Below are 15,948 nucleotides of genomic sequence, written 5' to 3' on the forward strand. Positions count from 1 at the left end.
GATCGTTTCCCGATTTAAGTCAGCATATCCGCCAGCTTGATCACGGTATTCCAGTTGCGCGCGGTGGCGATCTTGGGGAATTTCGCCTTGTTCATGCCCTGCAACAGCTTCGTTTCGCGCATCTGCTGCTGACCGAGATAATCGGTATAGAGTTCGCGGCCGGATGCGTGGAGGCGTTCGGCACCGTCATACAGCTCGGCCAGCCGGGCGAGGCGATCGGCCGGAAACGGATCGCGGTGGAACGTGACCAGCACATGGCTGGGATGATCGAGCACCGCCGCAGTGTGCGGATTGGCGGCGATCACCGCGCGGAGATCGGCCGAATCGCGCACGATGACGTCGGTCTTTAAGCCGTGCGCCGCGAGCGCCGCCTCCAGCATAGTCTCGATCTCCGGCCCCGGCTGCATGGCGTCGAACACCACGTTGCCGGAGGCGAGCAAAGTCTCCACCCGGGTGAAGCCCAGCCCCTCGGTCAACGCCCTCAGATCGGCCATCAACAGCTTCCGCCCGCCGAGATTGACTCCGCGCAGCAACGCCGCCCAGCGCTTCACTCCGCCTCGCGCGTCAGCGGGCGGGCGAGCAACGCACCGACCACGTCGCGGACGTTCGCGCCTTCGAGCAGGGCGCAGACCGCTTCGCTGACCGGCATGTCGACCCCGGCCTCGCGCGCCGCCTCGCGCAGGACAGGCGCGGTGAAGGCACCCTCGGCGACGGTACGGCGATCGGCCATCAGGTCTGCCGCCGCCCGGCCCTGACCGAGCCCGACGCCGAGCGAGAAGTTGCGCGAGCTGGTCGAGGAGCAGGTGAGCACGAGATCGCCGAGCCCCGACAGCCCGGCCAACGTCTCCGCCCGCGCGCCGCGCGCGAGACCAAAGCGGGTCATCTCGGCGAACCCGCGCGCGATCAGCGCGGCGCGGGCATTCTGCCCGAGCCCCGCGCCCTCGACCACGCCACAGGCGATCGCGAGCACGTTCTTCACCGCCCCGCCGATCTCCGCACCAACGACATCGGCGGAGGCATAGGTGCGGAAGGCCGGGCCGGCGAGCCGTTCGGCCAGTCGCTGCCCAAGTACCTCGTCTTCGCACGCCAGCGTTACGGCGGTCGGCTGACCCGCCGCGACTTCATGCGCGAAGGTCGGGCCAGACAGCACCGCGATCGGCGCATACGGCTGCACCGCGCGGGCCACCTCGCCGACGAGCAGGCGCGTGCCCGCCTCGATCCCCTTGGCGCACAGCACCAGAGGCGTCGCGCCGATATCGATCGCGCCAAGGACGGAGCGGACATGCTGCGCCGGCGCGACGACGAGCAACGCGTCGCAATCGACCAACTCGCCGAGATCGCCGGTCGCGCGGATCGTTTCGGGCAGCGGCACGGCGGACAGGAACAAAGTGTTGACGTGCGCGGTGTTGATCGAGGCGACCACCTCATCCTCACGCGCCCACAATAGCACATCGCGCCCGCCCCGCGCCGCGACCTGCGCTAAGGCGGTGCCCCAAGCCCCGCCGCCGATGACACCGATCTTCACGCCTTCACCCCCGCGCCGCGCACCGCTTCGGCTGCCGGATCGAGCGGCCAGCGCGGGCGGGCGGCGACGTCGAGCGGATCGGTGAGGCCGGCGGCGAAGCGTTCCGCGCCGGCCCAGGCGATCATCGCGGCATTGTCGGTGCACAGCCACAAGGGCGGCGCGACGAAGCGCAGACCGTTGTCCGTCGCCAGCCCCTGCAGCGCAGTGCGCATGGCCTGATTTGCGGCGACACCGCCCGCCACGACCAGTGCCGTCGCGCCGTCCGCGCGATCGAGGCCACGCTTCGTGCGATCGATCAAACAATCGACCACCGCCTGCTGGAACGAGGCGGCGATATCCTCCGCGCTATACAGTTTCGAATCGGCAGCGCGGGAAACGGCGCTCTTCAGGCCGGCGAAGGAGAAATGCGGCTCCGGCGAACCCTTTAGCGGGCGCGGCAGCGGCACGGCATAAGCATCTCCCAACGCCGCCGCGCGCTCCACTGCCGGGCCGCCCGGAAAGCCGAGGCCAAGCAGCTTGGCAGTCTTGTCGAACGCCTCGCCCGCCGCATCGTCGATCGTCGTGGCGAGCCGACGATAGCGCGCCACCCCCTCGACCAGCAGCAACTGGCAGTGTCCGCCCGAGACGAGCAGCAACAGATAGGGAAAATCCAGATCGGGATCGGTCAGGCGCGGCGACAGCGCATGGCCTTCGAGATGATTGACCGCGATCAACGGCTTGCCCGCCGCATGCGCCAGCGCCTTGCCGGTGACGAGACCGACCATCACCCCGCCGATCAGCCCAGGCCCCGCCGTCGCGGCGATCGCATCGACCTCCCGCAACGTCACCCCGGCATCGGACAATGCGCCCTCGATCAATGGCATCAACGCCTCGACATGCGCCCGCGCGGCGATTTCCGGCACGACGCCGCCGAACGGGCGATGCTCCGCCTCCTGCCCGGCAAGCCGGTGCGCCAAGATGCGGCGGTCGCCGGTGACGAGCGCCGCTGCGGTTTCGTCGCAACTCGATTCAAGGCCGAGGATCAGCATGGCCCGTCCTTAACCGCTCGGCCCGAGCTTGTCGAAGGGCCGTGCTTCTTCTAGCCGGTTTGCAATGACCCAGCCCTTTCGTATCGGCACCCGCGGATCGCCGCTCGCGCTCACCCAGGCGGGGATGGTGCGCGATGCCTTATATGCCGCGCATGGCTGGAGCGACGGCGCGGTCGAGATCGTGCCGATCCGCACCACCGGGGACCGGGTGCAGGATCGCGCACTGGCCGAGATCGGCGGCAAGGCGTTGTGGACCAAGGAACTCGATCGCGCGCTGCTGGACGGCGAGATCGATTGCGCGGTGCATTCGATGAAGGATGTCGAGACGCTACGCCCGGCCGAAATCGCGATACGGGCGATGCTGCCGCGCGCCGACGTGCGCGATCGGCTGATCGGCGCGGAGAACATCGCCGCGATTCGCCCGAACGGCGTGGTCGGCACCAGTTCGCCCCGGCGCAGCGCGCAATTGCTGCGCGCGCGGCCCGATCTGGAGATCGTGCTGTTTCGCGGTAATGTCGACACGCGGCTGACCAAGCTGGCGGCGGGCGAGGTGGATGCCACATTGCTCGCCGCCGCCGGGCTGGACCGGCTCGGGCGGCACGATATCGGCGTGGCGATCCCGATCGACGCCATGCTGCCGGCCCCGGCGCAGGGCGCGGTGGGGATCGAGACGCGCGCCGACGATGCGCGGGCGCGGGACGTGATCGGCGCGATCGACCATCTGCCGACGCGGACCTGCGTGCTCATCGAGCGCGCCTTGCTCGCGGCGTTGCAGGCGGATTGCCATTCGCCGGTCGCCGCGCTTGCTACGATTGCCGGGAATGTGGTGACGCTGCGCGCGGAACTGCTGGCCGAGGATGGCGGCCTGTTCGTGGCCGGCGAGGCGCATGGGCCGATCGATGCGGAGGGACTGGCCGAGCGCGTGGCGCGCGATCTGCTCGACCGTGCGCCACCGGCGGTACGGGCTCTGTTCGCGGCATGAAAAGGGCGCTGGCTGTGCTGCGGCCGGAGCCGGGCAACGCCGCCACCATCGCCCGCATCGCGGCGATCGGGTTGCGCGCGATTTCGCTGCCGCTGTTCGAGGTCGCGCCGCTGGCCTGGACTCCGCCCGACCCGGCCGCGCATGACGCGCTGATCCTGACCAGCGCCAACACGTTACGCCACGGCGGGGCGGGGCTGGCCGCCTTGCGCGCATTGCCGGTGTTCGCCGTCGGGGCAATCACGGCAGCGGCGGCGGCGAATGCAGGCTTTCGCGTCGTCATCATCGGTGAGGCGGATGCCGCGACCCTGCTCGCCCAGGCCGAAACCCAAGGCATTTCGCGCGCGCTGTACCTCGGCGGCCGCGATCGGATGGTTTCCTCCGGTGGCATCGTAACCGCTACGATATCCGTCTATGCCAGCCGCGCTTTGCCGATCCGGCCGGAACAGATCGCGGAGCTGCGCGATCAGGTGGTGCTGCTCCATTCCGTCCGGGCCGCGCGTGCCTTTGCTGGGCTTGCCGGGGACCGCAGCACCTATCGCATCGCCACACTCAGCCCGGCGATCCTAAATGCCGCCGGCCCCGGCTGGCAGCGCGCCGTGAGCGCCGCCGCGCCCAGTGACGAGGCGCTGATCGCCGCCGCCGTCACGCTCGCCGATTGACCGGCCCGGCAGACGCAGGGATAAGGCCGCATGAGCGATTTCACGCCGACCCCGCTGGTGGCACCGGCCAAGCCCCGCGCCCGCTGGCCTGCGATCATCGCCGGCCTCGCTTTCCTGCTCGGGCTGGTCGCGATGGCGGCGGTGCTGCACTATCAAAGCGTGTGGTTCCCGACCGAGGCGACCGCGCCGGCCGTTACCGCCAAGAGCCAGTTGCCGGTGGTGGTCGTGCCCGCCGCCGGGGCACCCGCGACGAGCATCGCCGCGCCGGTGATCGACCTCAACGCTTTGTCGACGCGCGAGGCTGAACTCGCCGGCCGCCTCGCCGATCTCGAACAGCGCACCGCGCGCGTCGGTGGCGATGCCCAGGCCGCCTCGGGCTATGCCACCCGCGCGGAGGGGATGATGGTCGCCTTCGCCGCACGCCGCGCGCTCGATCGCGGGCTGCGGCTCGGTTACATCGAGGATCAGTTGCGCACCCGGTTCGGCACGACCCAGCCGCACGCCGTCGCCGCGATCCTGCAGGCAGCGCGCGAGCCGGTGACGATCGCCGAGCTGCGCGCCGGACTGGACGGAATCGGCACTGAATTGGTCACGGGCCAGGCGAGCACCGGCTGGCTGCACAGCCTGCGCCGCGAACTCGGCAACTTGGTCGTCATCCACCGCGCCGATACGCCTTCGCCGCTGCCGGTCGATCGCCTAGCGCGCGCGAAGCAGATGCTGGAGACGAACAAAGTGGAAGCCGCGCTGGCCGAGGTCTCACGGATGCCCGGTGCGTCGCAGGCGGTACGCTGGACCGCGGCGGCACGCCGTTACATCGGCGCGCGCCAGGCGCTGGACACGATCGAGGCGGCGGCGATCACCGGCCAGACCAACCCGACCGACATTCCCGGCACGGACGCCCCTGCGACCTGATCAGGTGGCAGCTTTAAGCCGCTCGATCATCGCCATCGCGCCGGCGGGTGCCCGTACCTTCGCGCCGTTGATGAAGAACACGAACGTGTCGCGCGGCACTTTGGCCGGTTTGGCGGGGTCGGCATAAGGCAGCCCGTCCGGTGCGGTGCCTGCGGCCCAGTCATGCGCGATCTCCGTCCAGCGATCGAGTTCGGCGTCGGTATAGCCGGTCGCCACCGCCTCCTGCGCATTCTCCAGCCGGGCATAGACGAAATCGCCGGTCACATCGGCTAGCGCCGGATATTCCGCCGCATCGGCAAAGACGATCGCCACCCCCGCCGCGCGCGCCAGCGCGGCGAATTCCGGCACCGCAAACGATTCGTGTCGCACATGCACGGCGTGGCGCAGCGCGATGCCGTCCTGCTGGTCGGGCAGCAGCTTCAGGAACGCGCCGAAGTCCTCAGCATCGAACTTCTTGGTCGCCATGAACTGCCACAGGATCGGCCCGAGCTTGTCGCCCAGTTCGGTTATCCCCTGGCCGACGAACTTGCCGATCGATTCGCCCGCCTCGGCCAGCACCTTGCGATTGGTGCAGAAACGCGACGCCTTCAGCGCGAAGACGAAGCCGTCGGGCGCGGTCTTGGCCCAGGTGGCGAAGGTCGCCGGCTTTTGGCTGCTGTAATAGGTGCCGTTCACCTCGATCGCGGTCATCGCGCGGCTGGCGAATTCGAGTTCGCGTTTGTGGGCAAGACCTTCCGGAAAGAAAGTGCCGCGCCACGGTTCGTAGGTCCAGCCGCCGATGCCGACGCGAATCGATGCTTGTGTCATTTGGAGGATATAGCGGGGGAAAGGGCAGCGCGGCAAAATCGTCCGCGCGGCAGGCGATATCGCGCGCAGCGGGGAACCGCTGATCCGGACGCTGGGCAAGGCCAGCCAGATTCGGGTCGATGACGCGGTGCAGCTTCTAGGAGGCGTCGCGGTTCCCGATATCCGTCACCAGGCCGCCGATCTCGCCCGGAGCCTGTCGAACGCGCAATGGATCGGCGAAGGGTTGTGATCTAGGCGCGCCGCCCTTCGTCGCCGGACTGTTTCGGGCGAATCGTCGGCTGGGCGGCATCGACCACGCTGTCCGGCGGGACGTCGCTGCGCAGCCAGACGTTGCCGCCAATCCGCGACCGCGCACCGATCGTGATCGGGCCGAGCAACACCGCGCCGGCGAAGATCACGACATCGCCCTCGATCGCGGGGTGACGCCAGACTGCGCCTTCACCGCCGATCTGCGCTTCGCCGGCCGCGATCGGTTCGCCGCCCAGCGTCACGCCCTGATACAGCCGCACCCGATCGCCGATCCTGGCGGTAGCACCGATGACGATCCCGGTGCCGTGATCGATGAAGAATTTCCGCCCGATCCGCGCGCCGGGATGAATATCGATCCCCGTCTCGGCATGGGCGACTTCGGCGATGACGCGGGCGACGAGCGGGGCACCCAGCGTGTGGAGCCGATGCGCCAGCCGATGATGGATGATCGCGGCGAGCGAAGGATAGGACAGAAGCACCTCGTCCACGCTGCGCGCCGCGGGATCGTTGGCATATCCCGCCTCGACATCCTGATCGAGCAGGCGCCGGATACCGGGCAGGCTGGCCGCGAACGCGCCGACGATGCGCTCGGCCTCCTCGGCTTCCTCGGCGCTGCCGATCCCCGGACGGGCGATCCTTATCTCAATCGCGATCTGTGCGAGCAACTGGGACAGGGTCGATTCGAGCGTCGCCTCGATCCAGCGGTTCTCATTCTCGGCGGTCAACTCGGGCGGCCCCAGCCGCAGCGGAAACAATGCCGTGCCCAGCTCGCGAAGGATGCGCGCGAGATCACGCCGCGCGGGGAAACGGATGCCGCGCTCGGCATGCCGGGCGTGACCGGCGCGCCAGTCCGCCCGGGCCTGCTGCAAGCCATCGACCACCACGGACAATTCGCCCGGAAATGCGATCGGCGATCGCGCTTCGAAAGGTTCGGCCATTGCTTCCTCCACTCCTCGTCCGTTGGATCGATTCAGTCGCAGATCCGCAGAGAACGACCTGCGTCCCGCGGGACGGCGATGACGCGATCAGCCTCGGCGCGCCGGCTCAGATCGGCGGCAACCGACCTCCGTCTTTTGGAAATGTCCACTATAACCGTAGGAGATCGCAAAGAAGAAAACGTATTGCGATGCAAAGGGGCCTGCGCACCTTCACGAACCCGGCTGCCTGCGACGACGATCACCCTTAAAGCCAGCGGGTCTCAAGCGTGTAAAGCAAGAGCGGGGCGAACACGGCGGCTGGATGATCGGCAAGCGCTGACCGCCGCCCCATCTTCCGCTTAGTGACGAAATCGGAAAACCGACGCGCGATCTTATACGATTCTCGGAAAACTCACCGGTGATAGCCCGGCGTGGCCCAGCACCATGTCGAACTGAACTGGGCATCCTAAAGCCTGACCGTTCAACCGGAGGGCTGGATTGAGCACGTAGTTGGACTCCTCGCCGACCTTGTCGCCGCTTACCACTCTAGGCTGATCCCTCACATCCGCGCCATCAGCGTTTGTGGTCGAATACGCCAAGCTCGCGCAGCCACGGTTCCATCAGATCGGGCCAACGGTCGAGTGCAGGATCTGACCCGCCTAGACCGCTGCCGTGGCGGCCGAGTGCGAATATGTGGAGTTCGACCGGCACGTGCCGCGATTGCAGGGCGTCGTAGAAGCGGGTGATGCCGGACGCATCGACGACGGGGTCGTTGCTCGTGTGGTAGATGAAGGTGGGGGGCATGTCGGCGGTGGCGGCGCGGACCGGCATGAACTGTTCGTAGTCGCGGGGATCGCAGTCACCGCCTGCAAACGTGCAATATGGCGATTTGCCCTTGGCATCGATCGCCGTCGCCTCGAGCCAGGGATAGCCCAAAACAAGGAAATCGGGACGACTGCTCACTCGTTCGACGGGATCGGCCGACGTTGTCGTCCCCGGCCGCGCCGTGGCAGCGGACATCGCGCTGAGATGGCCGCCGGCCGAAAAGCCGATCATGCCGATCCGCTTCGGATCGATGCCGAAACTTGCCGCGTTCGCGCGAACGAAACGGATCGCCCGGGCGCCATCGAGAAGGGGGATCGGCAAACGCGCCGTTTGCCTTATGCGATATTTCAGGACGAAGGCGGTGACGCCACGGGAGGCGAACCAGTCCGCGACCTGCCGCCCCTCGATATTGCCGGCGAGTTCGATATAGCCGCCACCGGGCGCGATCACGATCGCGGCGCCGTTCTCCTGCCCCTTCTGGGGACGGAATATGGTCATGGTGGGGGTCTGCTCCGCCGTATCGGCAGTGGCGCCGGGTGCGCGGCCGGGCCACAGGCGGATGGTCTCGATTTCCATGAATGGATCCGCAGGCAAAGCAGACGGACGATCGACCCCAGCGGGCGATGGGCGGGAGTTCTGCGCAGATGCAGTCGTGCCCATAGGGGCCAGCGAGGCGCAGATCAGCAGGTGGCGTATCACGTCGCGAAATTCCTCTTGCGGGCTTCCAAAGTCGGGTCCGACGCTACGTGCGGGCAGCGGACGGAACGCGATGCCCCGCCTTGACCCGCAATGTAGCGATCGCTCCCGCGAACATCAGCGTACCCGCAACATACAGGATTCCCCGCGCGTCGCCGCCGAGCAGCGGGTGGTAGAATAACGGCACCGTGAGGCTCTCGATCATCATCGGAACGACGATGAACATGTTGAATATGCCCATATAGATGCCGAATTTCGCCGCCGGGACGGTGTCGGTGAGCATCACATAGGGATTGCCCATCATGCTGGCCCAACCAATGCCGATGCCGATCATCGGCAGATACAGCCAGCCTTCGACGGCGATGCCGGGGATCGCCAGCATCGCGGCGCCGGACGCGGCGAGGCATGCGGCATGCACGGTGCGCGCACCGTAACGCCGCGTGAACGGCACCATCGCCAGGGCCCCGACAAAGGCGACCGCGTTGTAGAAGGCGCCCACCTGACCCACGGTCAGGGCTGCGTCGCGAAAACCCTGGCTCGCCGGGTTGCTGGTGTGGTGGAGGGAACGTGCCAGAGCGAAGGCGATGAACTGCCAATAGGCGAACATCGCATACCATTGGCAGAGCATCGCGACGCCCAATTGACGCATTGCCGGGGGCATGTCGCGGATCGCCTGAACGACGTCGCGCACGGCGGCGCCCAGCGTCACTTTCTCCGCGCGGATCGCCGCCAGTTCCTCCGGCGCGAGCGGCAATTCCGGCACGCGCAGCACGGACCACAGGATCGTCGATAGCGAAAGGACCGCCCCGACGAGGAACGCGATGCGGGTGATGTCGGGAATTCCGTTCGCATCCACCGCATCCTTGTCCATCCCCCACCACACCAGCAGCGACGGCGCGAGGTAGGACAAGGTCTGCGCCAGCCCGGTAAATGCCGCTTGGGTAAGGAAGCCGGTCGGCCGCTGATCCTCGGACAAGCGATCGCCGACATAGGCGCGATAGGGTTCCATCGTCACGTTGTTGGCCGCGTCCAGGATCCACAACAGGCTCGCCGCGACCCACAAAGTCGGGCTGTACGGCATCGCCAGCAGGCACAGGCTGCACAACACCGCGCCGACGAGGAAATACGGCGTGCGCCGACCCAATCGGCTGGTCGTCTTGTCCGACAGCGCGCCGATCAGCGGCTGGACCAGCAACCCGGTGATCGGACCCGCCAGCCACAACAGCGGCATAGAGGCCTCGTCGGCGCCGAGATAGCCATAGATCGGTGCCATGTTCGCCTGTTGCAGGCCGAACGAGAATTGCAGGCCGAGGAAACCGAGATTCATCTCGACGATGCGGGCAAGGGAAAGGCGCGGCTTCATGCTTGGGCTCCTGCCATCCAGACGACTTGCCAAGGCCCGAGCGTTGCGGGGGCGATCCCTCCCGTCAGGCGATCGTCGCCGGCCATGGGCAAGCGCACCGTATCGCCGGAGAAGTTGAGGAACACCGCGTCGGTCCCGCAACCGATGCCGAGCAAAGCGGGCGTATCGGTGGTGATCGCATTGGGAGCGCCGGCCCCGCCACTCGCGATCCGGGCATCGCGCAGCCGTGCCAGATCGCCTCCGATCCGCAGCGCGCCGGGATCATTCAGCGCATTCCAGTCCATCGCCGGGCGGTGAAGCCAGCGCCCTTCGTGCATCCGATCGGGATCGCTGCGGTAGGAAATGTCATTCAGCACGCCCGCCTCGTCGCCCATATAGATCGTCGCGACACCGCCGCCGGCGATCGCCAGCGCGTTGAGCAGGGCGATCCGCCGGAACGCCGCGTCGCGTTCGTCTTCGTCCGTTGCGGCCTCCAAACCGGCGAGCGAGGCCAATGTGCCGTTGGTGCCGTGAAGGACCGATCCGTCCGACTGGAACGGTTCTCCCCGTGCCCAGCTATTGCCGGCACCTTCGAGGAAATGCGCCGTCTCGGTCAGCCGCGCTTCCGGATCGGGGTCCAGCGCCCGCAGATCGCCGAACACCGCGCCCCAGCCGATATCGTCATGGCAGCGCGAATAGGTCAGCCAGTTCGCGCCGCGCGGCAACCCGCCGCTCGCGTTTATGATCGCCGCAGGCAAGGCCGCCGATTGCTCTGCAAGCGCGACCCAGCCCGCGACCATCAGCGAATTGTTGTAGACAAGATGGCATTCGGGTTCGAACCCCTCGCCTTCGTCCGCGCCGAAATAGGGCGGCACGAATGCGGTCGGCACGATCGCCTCCGCCTTCAGCAGCGTTGCCGGGGCAGCGATCTCCAAGGCGGCGCGCAATGCGCGTACGATGTAATGCGCTTCAGGCAGGTTGCGGCAGTCGGTGCCCGCCTGTTTCCAAAGAAAGGCGGTTGAATCGAGCCGGAACGCCTCGAAGCCATGATTGGCGAGCCGCAGCATCGTATCGATCATTGCGACCATCACGTTCGGGTTCGACCAGTTCAGATCCCATTGGAAAGGATAGAAGGTCGTCCATACCGAACCGCCCATCTCGGAAACGGCCGTGAAATTGCCTGGCGCGGTGGTGGGGAACACTTGAGGCAGCATTGCCTCGCGCCGTGCCGCCTCCGCCTCGTCCAGAACGATGTAGAAATCGCGATAATATGGATCGCCGGCCTTGGCCTTGAGTGCCCAGACATGGTCGTCGGCGGTATGGTTGAGCGCCAGATCGACGCACAGGCTGATCCGGCTGGCGCGCAGGCGTGCAGCCAGTCGTTCGACATCGGCCATCGTGCCCAGCGCAAGTTCGACGCTGAGATAGTCGGCGATCGCGAAGCCGCCATCGCTGTCGCCGGTGCGCGCCTTCAACAGCGCAAGCAGGTGGAGATAGCGGACTCCCAGCCCTTCGAAATGATCGACATGCGCGATCATCCCCGCAACCGTGCCGGCGAAGCGATCGACATAGGTCGAATAGCCGATCATGTCGGGGGTGACGAACCAGTCGGGATCGGCGACCCGCGCCGCATCCAGCGCCTGCATCACCGCCGGCCTCTCCGCCATGCGATCGCGCAGCACCGTTTCGATCCGCACCCACAGCGCGTCGAGATCGTGGGTCTGGCCGTAGAGCCGCTGCAATTGCCGCCGCAGCGTCGCTTCATGCTGCTTCATCGCGCGATCACCGCGGCGTTTCCGCAGTTGAACAGCGCCACCGCGATCGATGCCAGCGTGGGGCGAGGGAGATGAGTTATCGCCCCTACAGCCTTTTCGGAGACTATGCGGCGGCGCTTGCATCGGGCCGGGGCACGGGGCGAGCCGATGCCCGCCAGCATCGCCCCGATCACGCCGATTACCCTGTGCAGACCCATAGCCGACATCCCGATTGCGCCCTTACGCTTGCCACATGGCGGATCGCCCTAAGCGATCCGCCATGTCGCCTTCAGAAACGAAGGCTGACCGTAGCGCTGATATTGCGGCCCGGAAACGCGCGAGCGGTGTCGATGCCGTTCGCCGGAAGCGTATCCGCCGCCAGCCCCAGCTCGGTGATCGCCAGAGTGTTGAACAGGTTCTGCGCATTCACCGACACGCGCAGCTTTTGCGTCACGTCAAACGACGCGAACGCACCCGTCAGCACATAGCCGGGAATCTTCAACTGGTTGAGATCCGAGGCATAAGACGAAGTCGTCCCGATGAGGTTCGCGCCGACGGTGAAGCGGTCGAGCACGATCGACGGCGACGCCTGGAAGATCAATGCGGCCTGGCGATACGGGGTGTTACCGTTCAGCGCCGGCTGCACCTCGCTCTCGGTGATGCGCGCATGGGTGTAGGTTGCGCCGCCGGTCAGGTGGAAGATGTCGTAGTCGATGCCGGCCTCGAGCTCGAGGCCATAGGAACGATACTTGTTGTTGATCACGCGCTGCTGCGGAATGATGATCTCGTTCGCCTCAGCGGTGGTCGCGCGGAACGCGGTGACGTTGGCGAAGAACACGCCGGAGCGGTATTTTACGCCCGCTTCCTGCTGGTTGACGAAGTTCACCGCGATCTGGTCGGCGATGCTGCCATCGTCGCGGATGCCGCCGCCGAACAGGACGCGGTCCGCATTGAAGCGCGCACCGCGGCTGACGCGAGCGAACAAAGCGAGATCTTTCTCGATCTCGAAATTGGCACCGATGGACCAGGTGAAATAGCTCTTGCGGTAATTGACCGGCTTGGCCGCCGCGAGATTGACCACCGGCACGGCGCGCTCCGGCGTCTGGATCACGCCGTCCTGGTTCACGTCGATCACGCTCAGCCCGGTATTCGTGGCGTAGATGCCCTTCGCCTTGGAGCTGTTCCAGCGCACGCTGCCGTCGAGATTGAGCCGGCCCGACTTCCACGTGCCCGACAGATACGGCGCGTCGATCGTGTAATCGACGTCGTAATAACGCTGGCAGCAATTGCCGAACACCGGCTCGCCGTACGCGATCAGCCCGTTCTGGGTGACGGCCTGTCCGGCGGCGTTGTACACGTCCAGCAAAGCCGGCTTGTTGCCGCTGACTTCCTGCAGATAGCTGTTCCAGTGCCAGTCCATCTTCACGGCCTGATGCGACCGGAAATAACCCAGCGTCACGGAACCCGAGCCCAGCGATCCGCCATCGACATCGCGTGCGAGCGTCAGGATATTGGTGACGTTGGTGAAGTCGTCGAGCGTGACGTTGAACAGCAAGGCGTTGGTCGCCAGGCCATTGCCGTTGAGCGTCGCCGGGTTGGCGATCGTCTGCCCCGCGTTCGGGCCGTTGGCGTAGCGCAGCGTCGCGCCTGCACCACCGATAGAGGTCGCGAACGACGCCGCAGTCGCCACGTTCGCGGCATAGGGCGTGGTGAAGCCGCCAGAATTCTTGGCGTAGTTGAACTTGTCGTCGATGTGCCAGCCGCCGCCGAGATCGAACGACGCCTCGCCACCGATCCCGCGCACCTTGGTGCGATAGCCGTCGGCGACATCGGTGCGGATGCGCTGCCCGTTCGCGCCGATCGCGAGATCAGAACGGAAATACGGGGACTGCAGCGGATCCTTCTTGGGATCGAAATTGGGCACGGCGCTGAACTTGGGATCGCTGTTCGTGCCGCCGACCAGGATCGGAACCGGGATGTAGGCAGGTGCCTTGTCGTCGAGATATTTGACGTTGAGGCGCAGGAAGCCGTTCGAGAAATTGCGGGTGATGTTCGCCTTGATCTGGCCGCCCTTCTCGGCGTTGTAGCCGATCTTCTTCACGCCATCGCCGATCCGGTAGAAGCCGCCGACATGGAAGCTCCAGTCCTGGCCGATCGGTGCGCCGTAATCGGCGTCGATCCGGGTCCGGTCGAAATCGATCCCCTTGGAGAGGGCGATCTCACCGCCGGCGGTCTTGCCCGTCTTGCTGATGAAGTTGATCACCGCGCCGGGCGCGTTGCTAGTCACGGTCGAAGCCGATCCGCCGCGAACGACCTCCACGCGCTGGACGTTGTTGTCGGGGCGGACGAAGGCGTCGGCGGTGGCGAAGGCGATGTCGCCGAAATCGAGGACGGGCAGGCCGTCTTCCTGGAACTGAACGAACTTCGCGCCGCCGCTGGCGACGGGCAGGCCGCGCACGGCGATATTGGCATTGCCTTCGCCGCCCGAGGATTCGGAGCGCAGGCCGGGAACGTTGCGGATCAGATCCGCGCTTCCCAGTGGCGCGGCGCGCGAGATTTGCGCGGAATCAAGCGCGCTGACCGAGATGCTGGTGGTGAGGCGGCGCTCGGGCCGGGACGTACCCGTGACGACGATATCGTCGCCGCGATCTTCGGGGGCCGCCGTCTCGGGAGCGGCGGGGCTTTGCGTCGTCTGAGCCGATGCGATCGCAGGTTGAAGCGCCAGCAGGGCGGCGCCGGCGAGCCAATAGGATGCTTTCGTCATTAAACCTCTCCTGAGACGATCGACTTGATCAGCGATCTGTTCAGGAGTGCATATGCCAAATTCGCAATCGATTGCAACAATCGATTGCATTTTTGTCTTTGAACACCGTTGCGCGGGCGGAACGCTGGAGAATTTCGCGCATGTGATCGGCTTGCTCGATCAGGCGGAGTCCCGCAGGATCAGCTCGGGCGGCAGCACGACCGATGGTGAGTCGCCGCCGTCCATGCGTGAGAACAATGCGCGTATCATCGCGGCTGCACCGCGCTGCACGTCCTGCCTGATCGTCGTCAGGCGCGGAACGATGTTGCTGGCCAGCGGCAGATCGTCGAACCCGATCACCGGTAGGCCTTCAGGAACGGAGATGCCGCGGTCGGCGAGAACGCGTACGGTGTGCATTGCGATGACGTCCGACGCGGCTGCGATCCCGTCGATCCGGTCGAGCAGCCGATCGACATGGAGAGCGATTTCCGCGGCCATCACGTCCGACGCTAGATGCGTGGCGCATTGGATCGGGTCGGCGATGCCTGCCTCGCGCGCGGCCTGGCGCAACCCCTCGTAACGATGCGCCAGTTCCAGCGTCCTGATCTCGCCGAAGAATGCGAGTTGCCGGCACCCGCGCTCGATCAGGCGTCGTCCTGCCAGGATGCCGCCGAGGATGTTGTCGACGCCCACCGCGCAGTGGCGCTGGCCGTCGACATGGCTGCCCCAGACCACCAGCGGACGATAGCGTGCGGCAACCCGCTCGATCGCATCGAATTGATCGGACTGTCCGATCAGCACCACGCCGTCGAGCATGCCGGAATCGACGATCCTCTCCAGCCAGTCGCTGGCATCCGGAATGACGCGCGATAGCATTATGTCGTAGCCGCCTTCGGTCAGGCCGTCCGCGAGATGCCCCAAGATCGTCATGAAGAACGGGTCCGAAAGATGCTGGCGCCGTTCATGGCCGAGCGGGACGACCACGCCGACGACACTGGTCTTCTGCGTGCGCAGCCGGCTGGCCATTTGATTGGGACGGAAACCATGTTCCTCGGCGAGCGCCTGGATCCGCGCACGCGTCTTCGCATTGACCGATGGATTGTCGGCCAGCGCACGCGACACGGTTCCCGCGTGAACGCCGGCGAGCCTGGCGATATCGCTTATCGTACGCGGCCGGCTGAGGTCGGTGGGATCGTTGGTCATGCTCCGGTATATGAGCAGGGCTCCATCACGAGCAAACGCAATGCGATCCGGCCTCGTGAATTTGGTATGGCCCGAATGATGTATAGCGTGATTGACGTGCCGGCGGTGTGGATCAGTAATTCTGGAACACAGACCTAGCGACGCGTCGGGATGCGATTTCGATTCCGCGCCCGATGTTCAGCGTTTCGCGGCCGCGTCGATGATGGCGCGGCGCTTTGGAGAGGATTGGCCGGTAAAATCGTGCTGTCCCCAGCTACCGTATCGGGTGGTCGGCCCGGTGGTATTATAGAGCATGAGCGGGCCGGT

13 protein-coding genes are annotated in these 15,948 nt (G+C 66.2%); 3 read left to right on the forward strand and 10 right to left on the reverse strand.

Annotated elements, in window-relative coordinates; all coding sequences use genetic code 11:
* Positions 1-14: 14 nt before the first annotated feature.
* Genes U1738_RS11515 through tsaD form a run of 3 tightly spaced genes read right to left on the reverse strand, consistent with a single transcriptional unit; the run spans position 15 to position 2,553 of the window.
* A complete protein-coding gene (locus tag U1738_RS11515) occupies positions 15-551 on the reverse strand; it encodes a DUF1697 domain-containing protein (RefSeq protein WP_332789189.1) in 537 nt (178 codons plus the stop codon).
* Positions 548-1,525: an NAD(P)H-dependent glycerol-3-phosphate dehydrogenase gene (locus U1738_RS11520; RefSeq protein WP_332789190.1), complete on the reverse strand. Its 978-nt coding sequence runs from the start codon at positions 1,523-1,525 to the stop codon at positions 548-550. Before U1738_RS11520 ends, U1738_RS11515 begins: the two co-directional genes overlap by 4 nt.
* On the reverse strand, positions 1,522-2,553 hold the full coding sequence (gene tsaD, locus U1738_RS11525) for a tRNA (adenosine(37)-N6)-threonylcarbamoyltransferase complex transferase subunit TsaD (RefSeq protein WP_332789191.1): 1,032 nt from the start codon (positions 2,551-2,553) through the stop codon (positions 1,522-1,524). Before tsaD ends, U1738_RS11520 begins: the two co-directional genes overlap by 4 nt.
* A gap of 64 nt (positions 2,554-2,617) precedes the next feature.
* On the opposite strand from tsaD, the gene hemC reads away from it, so the two are divergent.
* From hemC to U1738_RS11540, 3 genes are read left to right on the forward strand one after another with little or no spacing between them, the layout of a single operon-like run.
* The gene (hemC, locus tag U1738_RS11530; protein WP_332789192.1) at positions 2,618-3,535 is read left to right on the forward strand and encodes a hydroxymethylbilane synthase; all 918 of its coding nucleotides are present in this window, start codon (positions 2,618-2,620) and stop codon (positions 3,533-3,535) included.
* The gene (locus U1738_RS11535; RefSeq protein ID WP_332789193.1) at positions 3,532-4,194 is read left to right on the forward strand and encodes a uroporphyrinogen-III synthase; all 663 of its coding nucleotides are present in this window, start codon (positions 3,532-3,534) and stop codon (positions 4,192-4,194) included. The genes hemC and U1738_RS11535 overlap by 4 nt, the downstream gene beginning before the upstream one ends.
* A 30-nt stretch (positions 4,195-4,224) precedes the next feature.
* Positions 4,225-5,106, forward strand: a complete 882-nt coding sequence (locus tag U1738_RS11540; protein ID WP_332789194.1) for a hypothetical protein — start codon at positions 4,225-4,227, stop codon at positions 5,104-5,106.
* Here U1738_RS11540 and U1738_RS11545 read toward each other — a convergent pair whose 3' ends face one another.
* The 7 genes from U1738_RS11545 to U1738_RS11575 all read right to left on the reverse strand — a co-directional run bounded on the left by U1738_RS11545 (position 5,107) and on the right by U1738_RS11575 (position 15,642).
* Complete coding sequence (locus U1738_RS11545; protein WP_332789195.1) at positions 5,107-5,913, reverse strand: DUF72 domain-containing protein; 807 nt, start codon at positions 5,911-5,913, stop codon at positions 5,107-5,109.
* A 230-nt stretch (positions 5,914-6,143) separates the two neighbouring features.
* A complete protein-coding gene (gene epsC, locus U1738_RS11550) occupies positions 6,144-7,100 on the reverse strand; it encodes a serine O-acetyltransferase EpsC (protein ID WP_332789196.1) in 957 nt (318 codons plus the stop codon).
* Between the two features lie 552 nt (positions 7,101-7,652).
* A complete protein-coding gene (locus tag U1738_RS11555) occupies positions 7,653-8,480 on the reverse strand; it encodes an alpha/beta hydrolase (protein ID WP_332789197.1) in 828 nt (275 codons plus the stop codon).
* Positions 8,481-8,646: 166 nt separating this feature from the next.
* On the reverse strand, positions 8,647-9,963 hold the full coding sequence (locus U1738_RS11560; protein ID WP_332789198.1) for an MFS transporter: 1,317 nt from the start codon (positions 9,961-9,963) through the stop codon (positions 8,647-8,649).
* The gene (locus U1738_RS11565) at positions 9,960-11,717 is read right to left on the reverse strand and encodes an alpha-amylase family glycosyl hydrolase (RefSeq protein ID WP_332789199.1); all 1,758 of its coding nucleotides are present in this window, start codon (positions 11,715-11,717) and stop codon (positions 9,960-9,962) included. The genes U1738_RS11560 and U1738_RS11565 overlap by 4 nt, the downstream gene beginning before the upstream one ends.
* Before the next feature lie 268 nt (positions 11,718-11,985).
* Entirely contained in the window at positions 11,986-14,460 is a 2,475-nt protein-coding gene (locus U1738_RS11570) for a TonB-dependent siderophore receptor (protein WP_332789200.1), read from the reverse strand.
* Between the two features lie 159 nt (positions 14,461-14,619).
* The gene (locus tag U1738_RS11575) at positions 14,620-15,642 is read right to left on the reverse strand and encodes a LacI family DNA-binding transcriptional regulator (protein WP_332789201.1); all 1,023 of its coding nucleotides are present in this window, start codon (positions 15,640-15,642) and stop codon (positions 14,620-14,622) included.
* Between the last annotated feature and the right edge of the window lie 306 nt (positions 15,643-15,948).

The organism is Parasphingomonas caseinilytica (assembly GCF_036663755.1).
GTDB lineage: Bacteria > Pseudomonadota > Alphaproteobacteria > Sphingomonadales > Sphingomonadaceae > Sphingomonas.